Source organism: Acidimicrobiales bacterium (assembly GCA_041394185.1).
In the GTDB taxonomy this organism is placed as follows: domain Bacteria; phylum Actinomycetota; class Acidimicrobiia; order Acidimicrobiales; family Poriferisodalaceae; genus JAAETH01.
Map to the genome: position 1 here is coordinate 1,004,222 of JAWKIQ010000002.1, position 13,595 is coordinate 1,017,816.

The 13,595-nt window shown below is 66.0% G+C and carries 11 protein-coding genes and 1 tRNA gene; 9 read left to right on the forward strand and 3 right to left on the reverse strand.

The window, feature by feature from the left end; genetic code table 11:
* Positions 1–12 precede the first annotated feature (12 nt).
* Complete coding sequence (locus R2770_12355) at positions 13–1,227, forward strand: geranylgeranyl reductase family protein (GenBank protein MEZ5281252.1); 1,215 nt, start codon at positions 13–15, stop codon at positions 1,225–1,227.
* 74 nt (positions 1,228–1,301) lie between these two features.
* On the forward strand, positions 1,302–2,105 hold the full coding sequence (locus tag R2770_12360) for a hypothetical protein (GenBank protein MEZ5281253.1): 804 nt from the start codon (positions 1,302–1,304) through the stop codon (positions 2,103–2,105).
* A 27-nt stretch (positions 2,106–2,132) separates the two neighbouring features.
* Here R2770_12360 and R2770_12365 read toward each other — a convergent pair whose 3' ends face one another.
* The gene (locus tag R2770_12365; protein MEZ5281254.1) at positions 2,133–3,374 is read right to left on the reverse strand and encodes a D-alanyl-D-alanine carboxypeptidase family protein; all 1,242 of its coding nucleotides are present in this window, start codon (positions 3,372–3,374) and stop codon (positions 2,133–2,135) included.
* A 73-nt stretch (positions 3,375–3,447) separates the two neighbouring features.
* Here R2770_12365 and R2770_12370 point away from each other — a divergent pair, with 73 nt between their 5' ends.
* Positions 3,448–4,659 carry an MFS transporter gene (locus tag R2770_12370; GenBank protein ID MEZ5281255.1) on the forward strand — a complete coding sequence of 404 codons (1,212 nt, stop codon included), beginning with the start codon at positions 3,448–3,450 and terminating at the stop codon, positions 4,657–4,659.
* Here R2770_12370 and R2770_12375 read toward each other — a convergent pair.
* The gene (locus R2770_12375; protein MEZ5281256.1) at positions 4,649–5,596 is read right to left on the reverse strand and encodes a phosphotransferase; all 948 of its coding nucleotides are present in this window, start codon (positions 5,594–5,596) and stop codon (positions 4,649–4,651) included. The genes R2770_12370 and R2770_12375 overlap by 11 nt on opposite strands.
* A 109-nt stretch (positions 5,597–5,705) precedes the next feature.
* Positions 5,706–5,792 (reverse strand) — tRNA-Leu (locus tag R2770_12380).
* A gap of 112 nt (positions 5,793–5,904) precedes the next feature.
* On the opposite strand from R2770_12380, the gene R2770_12385 reads away from it, so the two are divergent.
* From R2770_12385 to pknB, 6 genes are all read left to right on the forward strand, one after another.
* Complete coding sequence (locus tag R2770_12385; GenBank protein MEZ5281257.1) at positions 5,905–6,558, forward strand: DUF3662 and FHA domain-containing protein; 654 nt, start codon at positions 5,905–5,907, stop codon at positions 6,556–6,558.
* On the forward strand, positions 6,558–6,998 hold the full coding sequence (locus R2770_12390; protein ID MEZ5281258.1) for an FHA domain-containing protein: 441 nt from the start codon (positions 6,558–6,560) through the stop codon (positions 6,996–6,998). Before R2770_12385 ends, R2770_12390 begins: the two co-directional genes overlap by 1 nt.
* Before the next feature lie 16 nt (positions 6,999–7,014).
* Entirely contained in the window at positions 7,015–8,559 is a 1,545-nt protein-coding gene (locus tag R2770_12395) for a Stp1/IreP family PP2C-type Ser/Thr phosphatase (protein ID MEZ5281259.1), read from the forward strand.
* Positions 8,556–9,869 carry an FtsW/RodA/SpoVE family cell cycle protein gene (locus R2770_12400; protein MEZ5281260.1) on the forward strand — a complete coding sequence of 438 codons (1,314 nt, stop codon included), beginning with the start codon at positions 8,556–8,558 and terminating at the stop codon, positions 9,867–9,869. The genes R2770_12395 and R2770_12400 overlap by 4 nt, the downstream gene beginning before the upstream one ends.
* Complete coding sequence (locus tag R2770_12405; GenBank protein MEZ5281261.1) at positions 9,866–11,347, forward strand: penicillin-binding protein 2; 1,482 nt, start codon at positions 9,866–9,868, stop codon at positions 11,345–11,347. The genes R2770_12400 and R2770_12405 overlap by 4 nt, the downstream gene beginning before the upstream one ends.
* A gap of 119 nt (positions 11,348–11,466) precedes the next feature.
* Positions 11,467–13,557: a Stk1 family PASTA domain-containing Ser/Thr kinase gene (pknB, locus tag R2770_12410; GenBank protein MEZ5281262.1), complete on the forward strand. Its 2,091-nt coding sequence runs from the start codon at positions 11,467–11,469 to the stop codon at positions 13,555–13,557.
* The last annotated feature ends 38 nt before the right edge of the window (positions 13,558–13,595 follow it).

Consider the following 13,595-nt stretch of genomic DNA (forward strand, 5'->3'; position numbering starts at 1 on the left):
CAGGATTTGAGGGTGAACAAGGTCGATATCGCCGTCATCGGAGGCGGCCCCGGTGGAGCGGCGACCGCGCTGCGTGCCGCTCGTGCGGGTCTCAAGGTGGTGGTCTTCGAGAAGGGCCTGCACGGGCGCGACAAGGTCTGCGGCGACGGCCTGACCCCCCGGGCCATCGCGGCCCTCGAAGAGCTCGACATCTCATACGCCGATGCGCACCACATCGATGGTCTGCGGATGATCGCCGGCAAGGTTCAGCGCGAACTCGACTGGCCCGGCGGCCTGTTTCCAGACCACGGAGCCGTGTGGCCTCGTCGACGGCTGGATGCGACCCTCATCGAGCACGCGGCCAAGGCCGGTGCCGACATCAGGTACGGCACCGAGGCCCTGCCACGCTTCGAGGGCGAGCGTGTGGTCGGGGTCAGCTTCGGCGCCGATTCGGTCGACGCCGACATGGTCGTTCTTGCGGCCGGTGCCACCGGAGATGCCGGCCGCATGCTTGGCGCCGTCCGGGTCCAGGACGAGACCTTCGGGCTGGCCATTCGGACCTATGTCGAGTCGCCGCGCCATACCGATCGCCACATCGAGGCGTGCCTTACGCTGCGCGACCGGCACGGCGTCGCCGTACCCGGCTATGGCTGGATGTTTCCCGCAGGCGACGGCACCGTCAACCTGGGTGTCGGAGCCTTGTCGACCATGAAGGGGTTCAAGAAACTCAACCTGAACCACCTCGTCGACTCGTACGCAGACCTGGTCAGAGAGTCATGGCAGATCGGCGAGTTTCTCGAAAGGCCGCGCGCGTGGCGGCTGCCGATGAGCGTCCAGCGCCGGCACGGACCGGGCTGGGTTGCGGTGGGTGATGCTGCAGGCCTGGTCAACCCCATGAACGGCGAGGGCATCGACTACGCCCTCGAATCGGGAATGCTCGCCGCCGACCTGTTCGCACAAGACCCGGTGACCTGCTTCGAACGCTACGACCGGCAGGTGGGTCAGCGCTTCGACGCCTTCTTGCGAACCGGGCGCCGGTTCTCGCTGCTGATCGGCCATCCGTGGATACTGCGTTCGGGCCTTCGAATGGCCGTCGGCACCGACGCCATCGCCAAGGTCACCCTGCAGGTGATGGGCAATCTTGTCGACGGCAACACACCCGGTGCTGCGGGACGGGTCTTCCGCCTTGCCGACCGCTCTCTCGGCATCGCAGAACCATTGCTGCGCAAGACGCGTGCCAAGCCCTGATCTGCCCGCGTCCTTGATCAATCGTCACCAGATCGTCACGCAACGCACCCGGCACAGCTGCCGATAGCCACTGCGTGTTCGGCTCTGCCATCGACTACACCCCGTTCTCCCAAGCACTTCCCGAGCTGGCATGCGCCTACTGCCGGCGGCCCCACGCCGTGCCGTGCGCCAATTGCGGCAAGGCGGTGTGCGAGGTCCACCAGGCCGGGTTCCGGCTGGCCGAAGTGGCGGGTTCTGAGGACTCGACCAACCTGTGCCCGGGCTGCGAGAGGCAGGCACTGGTGGATTTGGGCCTCGAGCGGCGTCGCGAAATGGACGAGTCCAGAAGCCGTGCTGCCGCGATGGAACGTGGCCGGCGCGGACCGCTGCTGGAGGCGCTGTGGTGGGCCAGCAACGTGTGGGCAGACGTCCGGCGGGTGGGCATGTCCCTGGAGGTCGACCTTCGCGTCATAGGCCTCGACCTGACCCTGGCCGCCGTACGCGAGCAGGTTGTGCTGAGCCTGTCGCGCGCCGGTCTTGCGGGCGTACCAGATCAGCATCTGGCTCCCGTCCTGGATGCAGTGCTGCAGGCGGCGGGGATCTGTCCTGTCACCGAGATCGACGCCAGGCGGCGGTTCGGCTTCACCAAGGAGGTGACCGGGCACCAGATAGTTCCCCTGCCCGGGCGCCACCTCGACTATGCGTGTGTCGCCGGGGCCGTCATAGCTCCCGACAACGTGTGGTGGGGCTCGTTCAAGCTCGAAGACGGCCACGACCCCACAGACAGCGAGTCGTACTCGCCCGTGGGCACGTTCGAACGACACGACGAACCCGGTGCTGGAGCCATCGGCGTGCTGTCGGCCGTTGCGCGGCTGCTGCCCTCGAGCCTGCTCCGTTGACAGGTACGGCGTAGCCGGGACCGGCTGCTACTGGCCGTTGACCGACCAGTGCCAGGGCTCTGAAGGCAGGTTGTAGAACCCATATCTGGCCGCGTTGGCCGCAAGCCACTGGAAGGCCGCTGTGCTGCGGCTGGTGATGGCTCGGCCGTTGGCGGTGAAGTCGACGGCAAGCCCGCGCTCGTGGTTGGAGAATCCGGGTCGGGCGGTGGGCGGCCGGCACTGGTAAGACGGCATCTGATAGATCGCATAGTCGCTCGAGCCGCAGTGGGCCCGACGCAGCGCTATCTGCGATGACGAGGTGCGATAGCCACCGCCGCCCAGCAATATGCCGTCAGCCGCTGCGGCCTGCAGCAGGTTGGCGAGATTCTGGGAGATCGACTGGTGGATGCGAATGCCTCCGACGGTGACGATTTCGCCCTCGCCGACGATGTTGGGCACCGCGGCCGCCCGTCGTGCCAACTCTTCGCGCCGACGCGCTTCCTCTAGCTTGCGGGCGATCTCGATCTCCTCGGCCCGGATCTTGCGGGCCAACTCGGCGTCGAGCGCCTCCAGCGAGGCCGCTTCGGCCAGACGTTGGTCGAGGCGGGCCTCAACCTCGGCCGCGAACTCTTCGAGCCGGTCGCGAGACGCTTCGACCTCGACCAGCCGCTCCTCCATCACGACCTCACGCTGGGCCGCCTCCTCGACCGCCCTGGCCCGGTTCTCGACCAGCAGATCGAGATCGTCGGTCAGCTCGCGCATGCGGTCGAACAGGTTGGTCTCTTGGCCGAGCCGCACGCGGAAGAGAGTTTCTTTCACCGCAGCCTGTGTGGGCGTAGCGGCATCGAGCCCCACATAGGCGCTCTGCTCCTCGGTGTCGCGGCCAGCGACGTACCACTGCACCGCCAGCTCCTGGAGCCCGTCCTCGGTCAGCGCCATCTGTTCTTTGACGAAGGCTTCCTGCTGCTCGATCGACTCGAGGGCAAGCTTGCTGTCATCGAGCGCCTGCTGGGCCGCCGCCAAGCGAGCCTCGGCGTTCTCGACGTTGTTGTTCAGAACGTCGAGGGCTTCGGTGACCTCTTCGAACTCGGCGGCCGCCGCGTCGACAGACGCGGCCTGCACGGCGCGCTGCTCGGCCAGGGCCTCGCGTTCTTTGCGCAGTTCCTCGAGGTCTTTCTCGTCGGCTCTGGCTGGCGCGCCGATGACGCCTGCGACGCATGCGACGAGCACTGCAAGTGCGACCACATGACGTAGCAGTCGTAGATATCGGGAGCGACGGACTGTGGTCACGAGCCTCCAAGGTGTCACCGGGTGGGGTCGAATTCAAGGCACCCCGGCTGGTGCGCCAGTTACCCTTCGGCTCTTGCGCTCGACCGGTTCAGTACATCAGCGATCGACCTCTCACGTCATCGCCTATCTGGCGCTCACGGGATCGCTGCTGGCACTCGGCATCGACATCATCATTCCCGCCTTCGACGAGATGCGTCCCGACCTGGGTTTGGATCCCGCATCCAACGACATCACACTCGTCATCACCGCCTACTTCCTGGGAATGGCAATCGGTCAACCCCTATGGGGCCCAATCGCCGATCGGTTTGGTCGCGCGCCCGCCATGACAGCCGGGCTGGGTCTCTACTCGTTGGGGGCTTTGGCCAGCGCCATGTCGCCGACCTTGGGCGTGATGCTGGTGGCCCGATTCGTCTGGGGACTCGGCGCCGCTGCGCCCGCCCTGTTGCGCTCGGCTATCGCTCGAGATCTCTACACCGGCGATCAGATGGCTCGGGTGATGTCCATCGTGATGGCCGTGTTCATGGTGGGGCCAGTAGCGGCACCCCTGCTGGGAGCTGCGCTGTTGGCCGTAGCCCCGTGGCCATCAGTGTTCCTCGTCTGCGCCGTGGCCGCAGTGCTGGTTCTCGGGTGGACCAGGCGCTTCGGTGAGACACTTTCCGAGCAGAACCGCAGGCCCCTCAAGTTCGGTCCCACCATCGCTGCCTTTCGAACAGTGGTGTCCACCAGGGCCACCGTGGTGCCCGCGCTAGCGCTGGTGTTCAACCAGGCAACCTTCTTCATCTTCCTGGGCAGCGGCCAACCGATCATGGACGTCATCTTCGAGCGCGAAGAGTTGTTCGTGTGGGTCTTCTCGGTATCGGGCCTGTTCTTGGCGACCGGGTTCGTGGTGTCCGACCGACTGATGGCCAGGTTTGGAGCCGCCCGGGTGCTGGAGGCGTCGGCTATGGCGTTCGTGGCTGTGGCCCTGGTCAACCTGATGGTGGTGTTCGCCGCCGACGGGCGCCCCGATTGGTGGGTGTGGGCCGTCGGGGTCGGGGTGATGAACCTCGTTGCGGTGCCGTTCGGCCCAGCGGTCTTCAGCATCGCTCTCGAGCCCATGGGGGCCCAGGCGGGCACGGCTTCGGGCGTCATCGGCCTGATGACCATGGCCGGTGGATCGTTGCTGGCCGCGGTGTTCGACGCCCGCATCGTCGACACGGTCTCGCCCATGGCGGTGGCCTACCTCGGCTATGGGCTGATATCGGCGGCGCTGGTCTGGGTAGGGCGACCAGGCGTCAGGGCCTGACCCGCAAGGGTCCCCGCTCCAATATCTCGTCCAGCTGGGCTGTGGTCCAGGCCAGCATCTCGTCGTCGCCGAGTGTCGCGAACCAGCCCAGGTGGCTGGCGCCGATGTGCAGTTCGTAGGCGTGGTGGCGTGCTTCGATGTCGGCAGCCTCGAGCGGTCCCAACGATGGTACGACGCGATCCCACAGGTCTAGGGCGCCGATTCCCTCGTGCCAGCGGCCCCAGAAGGTGCACCAGGCCAGGTCATACGCGCTGTCGCCCCAGGTAGAGCACTTCCATGAGAAGACGGCAGTGACCGCATCGGCGCCATCCGCGACCAGGACGTTGTAGTGAAGCAGATCCGAGTGGACCAACTGTCCCCGGTCGGGGCATGCCTCCAACAACGAGACGATTCGCCGCTCGGCTTCGACCAGCGCGTCGGTTGCGGCAGGCTTGGCCAGGAGCTTGTCTCGCCATCCGGCGGTGTGGCTGCCTGGCCTGTCGGCCAACCCGGAATCAAGCCAGTCATGCCACAACGTTGTCTTCGCCGGCTGCGTCTGCTCCGCCTGATCGCGGCGAACGCCCCGCAGTGCCGCCAGCAACCCCACGACCGTCGGCCCCAGAACAGCGGCTTCGGAGGCGGCGACCTCTTCGAGGAATCGCCCGTGGTGTCGTCGAGAGACTGCAAACCAGCGCCCTAAGGCCTGCCCGACGTCGATCAGATCGGGCACCGGCAGGGCTTCGGAACCCCAGGCCATGGCCCTCTGATCGGCCAGGAAGCCATCTGGCGTGTCGCCAATCCGCAGAACCAACTCGTCGAGACCGACGCGATAACCGTATGCGGCCGACCAGAATCCACCACCCAACGACTCCAGGCCGTCGACTGGCCGGCCGTGATAGCGCCCGAGGAACTCGGCGACTGCGGCGTTGGAGGGCTTGTTGTCGCTAGGGCGTTCCATCGCCACCAGTTTCGCCGCCAGCGGGCGCCCGTTGCGGCCGATTTCGGCCCAAAACGACAGAACCCGAACCAAGCAGGTTCGGGCGTCGGAGATATGAAACCGATCTCGGTGGTGCGCGAGGAGGGACTTGAACCCTCACACCCTTACGGGCACAGGCACCTGAAGCCTGCGCGTCTGCCAATTCCGCCACTCGCGCGAGTGCGGGCAAACAGTAGCGCCTTCGTCGGCGTTTGAGAACACGGTTTCGGCGAATTCGCATCGATCAGGCGCAACCGGTCGAGGCGTCATGGCTGCGTACACTCCAGCCAATGGTCATGCGGGGTTTCGAGCGACGCCTGGAAAGGCTCGTAGAGGGTGGGTTCGCCCGCGCCTTTCGCGGCTCGGTCAAGCCCGTCGAGATCGGGCGCAGGCTCATCCGGGTTGTCGACGACGAACGCACGCTCGATGTCAACGGCACGATGACCGCCCCCAACGCCTTCACGGTGTGGTTGTCGACGACCGATCTGGATCGCTTCGCCATGATGCAGGCGGCGCTTGCCGCCGAGCTGGCCGAGCTGGCTCGCACCCACGCCCGCGAACGTGGCTACCGCTTCGTCGGCAACGTCGTCGTGACGCTGGTTCAGGGCCAGGGGTACCGCGAGGGCCGGTTCGAGGTCACGGCTGCGTTCGAGGCCGCCCACGAGCACGGGCCCGGTTCTCTGATGTTCGCCGACGGAAACCGGGTGGCGCTGGGAGCCGGTTTGACGATCGGTCGTGAGGCCGGCTGCCAGGTCCAGATCGACGACCCCAGGGTCAGTCGGCGCCACGCCGAGATCAGGCCCAGCGGCTCGGGCTATCGCTTGACCGACCTGGGGTCGACCAATGGCACCAGGGTCAACCACTACGCGGTGGTCGATCATCTCCTCTCCGATCTGGACGTGATCGAGATCGGTGGCCGAGAGATCCGGTTCGAGGCCAGCTGATGTCGCCCACGCTCATCCGCATCCTCACCATCTGCCTGCTTGCACTGATCTACATCTTCTTCCTCAGGGTGGTGCATGCCGTGTGGACAGAGGTGAGGCCCGCCAGGGCGCCCAAACAGCGGACTCCCCGCCAGCGCAAGGTGCGCTCGAGCCTTGGCCGGCTGGTCATCATCGCTCCGGCCGATCAGGCCGGCAGGGTGCATGTAATAGGCGACGAGCTTCACCTCGGCAGGGCGGCCGGTTGCGAGATAACCGTGGATGACACCTACGCGTCGCAGAGACACGCGAGGATCTTTCGCCGAGACGGTGAACTGTTCGTCGAAGATCTGGGCTCCACCAATGGGTCCTACCTGAACCGCGAGAAGGTGAGTCGACCAACGGTGATGAAGGAAGGCGACAGGTTGCAGATCGGTGCGACCGTATTCGAGGTGAGTCGATGACCCAGAGGACGAAACAGTGAGCGGTCGGCTGCGGCTGTCGTGGGGTGGTGCCACACATGCGGGCCGGGTTCGGTCGGCCAACCAGGATGCGTTGTTCGCAGACCATGGTCTTTTTGTCGTCGCCGACGGGATGGGTGGCCACCAAGGCGGCGAGGTCGCGTCTCGAATTGCGGTGCGGGCCATGTCGGGTCTCGAGCACGCCGAGCTCGAAGACCTGGTCGAGGGGGTCGTCGGGGCCAACGCAGCGGTGTGGGAGTACGCCCAAAAGAATCCAGAGCTGATGGGAATGGGCACAACGGTCACCGCCATCGCTGTCATCGGAAGCGGCGCCGATCCCAAGCTCGCCCTGGTCAACGTCGGCGACTCGCGCGTTTACCAGTGGCGCGAGGGCACTCTGTCGCAACTCACCGACGATCACTCGTACGTCGCCGAGCTGGTGCGCCGAGGGCAGCTCGACCCGACGGAGGCCGAGACCCATCCGTATCGCAACATGTTGACCAGGGCCATCGGGGTGGGCGAAGAAGTCGACGTCGACTCGTGGGAGATCAGCCCAGAGCCCGGCGATCGCTACATCCTCTGCAGCGACGGTCTGGTGAACGAGGTCAGCGACCCGGTGATCGGCTCGATCGTCGCCTCCAACGCCGACCCCTCCGAGGTGGCCAAGCTGCTGATCGAGCAGGCCAATGCCGCCGGCGGCCGAGACAACATCACAGTCGTAGTGGTGAACATCGATGCCGAACCGGCCCCCGCAACCGCGGTCGACGAAGGCGACGCCGCCCAGGGCGAATCGGTCGAATCCCAGCCGATCGCCGGTGAGTCCAGTGGCTCGGCGAACTCGCTCGATACCGGGGTGTTCGTGCCGGTCTCGGGCAGCGAACCCACCGTCGAACTGCCGATCGAGGCGCCCGCTGACGTGCCAACCACCAACGATTTGTTCTCGGCGCCCGTCAGCGAGGACGAGTTGCCTATCGTCACCGAGCGATCCAACCCCCTGGCCACCTTCGACCTGCCCGAACACGACGGCGCTTCGCCGTTGCCCTGGTCCGGCGGGCAGCCGGCGCCTACGGCGGTCGAACAGGAGACGGCCGAGGCGCCCGCAGTTCCCGACGGGTCGAGTCTCGCCGAGCCAACCGTGCCCGACCCCACAGAAGTGGTTCCGGTGCCGCGCCCCGAGCCCGGCTTGCACTTCTCGGTTCCCGACGACCAGCCGTCCCAGCCCCAGGGCGCCGACGCCAAGGGCTGGAACGCCCCGCTGGCGGTCACGTGGCGTCACCTCGCCGGTGTGGCTCTCGTGTTGCTGATCATTGGCGGCGGCCTTGGGCTGACCGGTTGGTATGCGCGCAGCGCGTACCACGTGGGGTTCGCGGGCGACGAGGTCGTCATCTATCAGGGACGCGAGGGCGGCGTGTTGTGGTTCGACCGCACCCTCGAAGAGGGGTCCGGCATCTACCGCTCGCAGCTTCCCGATGCCACGGTGGCCGAAATCGAAGACGTGGTCGAGGTCAGCAGCCTCGAAGCCGCGCGAGCCTTCATAGAAGGCGTACGGCCACAGGGCCAGTGAGCAGACAACGCACCACCGAGCTGGGGCTGATCCTCCTCGCCGTCCTCATCACCGCGGGTACATACACATTGGCCGTCGCCGGCGACACCCCCGCCCCGTCCACGGTTATCCCGTTCCTGGCCCAGGTCTTGGTGCTGCTGGTGGCTGCGCACCTGGCTGTTCGATGGTTTGCGCCTTCGGCCGATGGCACCCTGCTGGCGCTCGCGGCGCTGCTAAACGGGTTGGGCTATTCGATGATCGTCAGGCTCAACCCCGATCTCGCCGCCAACCAGGCCCAGTGGACCTTGCTGGGCATCGTCGCCTTCGTCGCAACCCTGGCCGTGGTACACGACACGAACGTCCTGGCCCGGTATCGCTGGACCTTCGCGCTGGCCGGGCTTGTGTTGCTGTTATCGCCGCTGCTGCCCGGGCTGGGCAGAACCATCAACGGGGCCCGGCTGTGGGTGAAGCTCGGCCCGTTCAGCTTGCAGCCGGGCGAGGCGGCAAAGCTGGCCTTGGCCATCTTCGTCAGCAGCTATCTGGTCGAAAAGCGCGAGCTTCTGGCCACGGGCACTCGACGGATCTGGCGGATAGTCGTGCCCGATCTGAAGTACCTGGGTCCTCTGCTGGTCGCCTGGGGCGCCTCGCTGATGGTGATGGTGGCCGAGCGCGACCTGGGTTCGTCGCTGCTCATCTTCTCGACATTCGTCGTCATCGTGTGGGTTGGTACGGGCAGGGGCTGGTACCTCGGTGTCGGCGGTGGCCTGTTCGTGGGCGGTGCGTTGGCCTCGTGGGCGATGTTCGACCACGTGCAGTCGCGGGTTCGCATCTGGCTCGACCCGTGGCAAGACCCCACTGGCGAGGGCTACCAGCTGGTGCAGGCCACCTTTGCGATGGCGTCGGGCGGGCTCACCGGCACGGGTCCGGGGCTCGGCTCGCCCGACCGGATACCGGCACGCGAAACCGACTTCATCTTCGCGGTCATCGCCGAGGAGCTGGGTTTTGTCGGGGCCACCGCCGTGATCATCGGGTTCTTGCTGTTCATCGGTGCTGGGCTGCGCATCGCCGTTCGCGCCCGTGACGAGTTCGGCACCCTGCTGGCGGCCAGCCTCACCGTCATTATCGGCCTTCAGGCGTTCATCATCATCGGCGGCGTACTGAGGGTGATGCCCCTCACCGGCATCACCTTGCCGTTCGTTTCCTATGGCGGTTCGTCGCTGCTGGCCAACTACGTGTTGCTGGCCCTGCTGTTGAGAATTTCGGACGAATCGTCGAGCGAACCCTCGCCGCGCCGTCGGCTTCCCGGGCTGTCACGACGGGGTGCGTCGTGAACCTACGCATCCGACGCATCACCGGGGTGCTGTTGGGGCTCTATGCCCTGCTGTTCATCCAGCTCAACTTCGTGCAGCTCGTCAAGGACGACGAATACCGGTCGAACCCCGCCAATACCCGCGATGTGGTGCGCCAGTTCAGCGAGCCGCGCGGATCGATCGTCACCGCCGATGGTGTGGTCGTGGCCCAGACGGTCGATGTCGACACCCAGCTCGAGCGCCTGCGGCAGTACCCGTACGCCGAGCTCTATTCACACATCACGGGGTATTTCTCGCTCAACTACGGTGCAACGGGAATCGAGTCGGCTTTCAACTCTCAGCTGGCCGGCACCGATCGCCAGATCGACATCAAGAGCCTGTCCGACCTGTTCGTGGAACGCACCCGCACCGCAGACGTGCACCTGACTATCGAGCATTCGGTCCAGCGCATCGCCGAAGCCGCCATGGCCGAACGCAACGGCGCCGCGGTGGCCATCGACACCCAGACGGGCGCCATCTTGGCCATGTACTCGTGGCCGACCTACGACCCTGGCTTGTTGTCGACCCACGACCTGTCGCAGGCGGCCGACGACCGTTTCGCACTGGTGACCGACCCCCAGAACCCGATGCGGTCGCGCGCCTTCCAAGAGCGTTATCCGCCCGGGTCGACCTTCAAGGTCGTCACTTCGGCTGCGGCGCTCGAGACCGGCCTGGTAACGCCGACCGAACCAGAGTTCGCGGTCACCGACCAGTACGTGGCACCCCAGACCGACCGGCCCATAACCAACTTCGGCCAGAGCACCTGCGGCGGCAACCTCACCGAGATGCTCAGGGTTTCGTGCAACACCGGGTTCGCCGAGCTGGGCATCCAGCTGGGCGCAGACGCCCTGGTGGCCATGGCTGAGGCGTTCGGGTTCAACTCCACGCCCCACCTCGAGATCGATGGCGTGGTCGAGTCGGTCATTCCCGACGCCGGGTTCTACGACGACAACCTGCCGCTGTTGGCACAGTCGGCCATCGGTCAGTTCGAGGTCGCGTCGACCCCTCTCGAGATGGCACTGGTCGCGGCCACCATCGCCAACGACGGGGTCATGCTCGAGCCCCACATCGTCGATCGTGTGATCGACAGCGACGGCACCGTGGTTTCCAGAACCCGTCCCAAGGTGGCTGCGACGCCCATCGAGTTCGAGACCGCTGTGCAGCTCGAGCAGATGATGGCGGTGGTGGCAGCCAGCGGGTCGGCCCGAAATCTGCAGATAGAGGGGGTCACGGTCGCGGGTAAGACCGGCACGGCCGAGGCCGGCGACGGCGATTTCACCCATGCGTGGATGATCGGCTTTGCACCCGTCGAGGAGCCTCGCGTAGCCGTGGCGGTGTTCCTCCAGGGCGACGAAACCACAGGTGAACTGACCGGTGGGGCAGACGCCGGACCGATAGCACGCGAGGTGCTGAGGGCCGCCCTGGAGGCCCTCGATGCGCGCGCGACACCGCGGAATTGACCAATTGATCTACATTCGCCGCCCGATGCGGCATCCTTGGGGCTGCACTTGATGGGCGAACCTGCACCGGTAGGCTCGCTCAACTGTCGCCCAGGCCCCGCCAGCACAGAGAACAAACGATGAGCAACACCGAGCGGCCCGTTTTCGGCGGGAGATACGAGCTTTATCGGCGCATTGCCCGTGGTGGCATGGCCGAGGTGTTCTTGGCGCGCGACCAGCTGCTCGACCGGCCGGTCGCGGTCAAGGTCCTGTTCCCCGAGTACGCCACCGATCCTGCTTTCGTCGAGCGCTTCCGCCGCGAGGCCCAGGCAGCTGCCAACCTGAACCACCCCAACGTGGTCGGTGTGTACGACTGGGGCCAGGAGCTCGGCACGTACTACATCGTCATGGAGTACGTCGAAGGCCGCTCGCTCGCCGAGATCATCCGGTCCGAGGGTCCGCTTCATCCCGACCGCGCCGCCGATGTCGCCATCGACATCGCCGCAGCCCTCGGTTTCGCGCACCGCAACGGCGTCGTGCACCGCGACATCAAGCCGGGAAACGTGCTGATCGACTCGTCAGGGCAGGTGAAGGTAACCGACTTCGGCATTGCCAGGGCTCTCAGCGCCGACGCCAACGACAGCCTCACCCAAACCGGCAACGTCATGGGCACGGCAACCTATTTGTCGCCCGAGCAGGCCCAGGGGCGCCCCGCGGACCCTCGCAGCGATGTCTATTCGCTGGCGGTCGTGTTGTACGAGATGCTCACCGCCGGGCCTCCGTTCACCGGCGACACGCCTGTGTCGATTGCCTACAAGCACGTTCAAGAGCCTGTGCCGTCTCCGGCGAAGTACAACGCCGATGTGCCCCCGGCGCTGGAGGCCATCGTCCTACACGGCCTGGCCAAGCAGCCCGACGATCGCTACGCCAGCGCGGAAGAGCTGCGCGCAGACCTGCGCCGCTATCGCACGGGCGAGACTCCGCGGGTCGTGGCGTCCGGAGCGCCGGCGGTAGCGCCCGTTGCGCTGCCCAACAACCCGACGCCGCCACCGGCCGACGCCACGGTGGCCGTTCCTCAGATGCCGGTGGCCGCCGCGCCGTCGATGACCCAACAGGTTCCACCTGTTCAGATGCCCCCTGTGGGCAGCGGCTATTCGTCGTACGACGATTCGCCCCCGCGCACCGGCCTGTGGATAGCCATCCTGCTGCTGACCCTCATCGGCCTGGCAGTGGTGCTGTTCTTCCTGGCTCAGGCATTGCTGGGCACCGACGACGGTGAGCCCGGTGAGTCGTCCGAGACCACCACCGTCGACACGGCCAGGGTGCCTTCGCTCATCGGTTCCAACTGGGAGATAGCGCAGGCTCAGCTCGAAGAACTGGGTTTCGAGAACATCAGGGTCGAGTTCGAAGAGCGCGACGGTGTCGAAGAGAACATCGTGTTCAGCCAGGATCCGCGCTCGGGTCTGGTCATCGACAAGGACGAAGAGATCGTCATCCTGGCCTCGGCTGGGGCGACGTTGCTCGATGTCCCCAACGTGGTGGGGCTCGATCGCATCGAGGCCGAGAACCAGCTGCGCGGCATCGGGTTCGATGTGCTCATAACCGAGCGCACCGACGAAGAGATCGAGGTCGACAAGGTCATCAGCCAGTCACCCTCTGCCACCGAGCAGCGACCCGGCGGTTCAACAATCGAGATCGTCGTCTCGTTGGGCGTCGGCGAGGTAGAGGTGCCGCCCGTGGTTGGGCTCACGGTGGGTGACGCCAGGGTTGCCATAGCTCGTGCCGAACTCACTGACGAGATCGAAGAGGAGTTCTCCGAAGACGTCGAGTCTGGGGTGGTCATCCGCTCCGATCCGGCCGAAGGAACCTCGGTCGAGCGAGATTCGCTGGTCAAGTTGGTGGTCTCGAAGGGCCCCGAGCCGGTCATTATCCCCAGCCTCGAAGAGATCGGCAGCACGAACCCCGACGTTGTCCAGGCCCGTCTCGAGGAGGCTCGCTTCGAGGTTCGCCGAGAAGAGACCCCGCTCGAGTTCGGCGACGAGAACGACGGCCAGGTCGTCGAGATCAGGCCAGAACCGGGTACCGAGTCGTTCGTAGGTCAAGAGGTCGTGATCCTCATCGGCAAGGCGGCTACCGAGCCACCTACGACCACGACTACCTCGACCACCACCACTTCGACGACCTCCACCACCACCACGACCACGACAACAACGACCACCACCGCTCCTTGAGCGAACGGCAAGTCGTCGGTCTTCGCGTATCCTCGAAC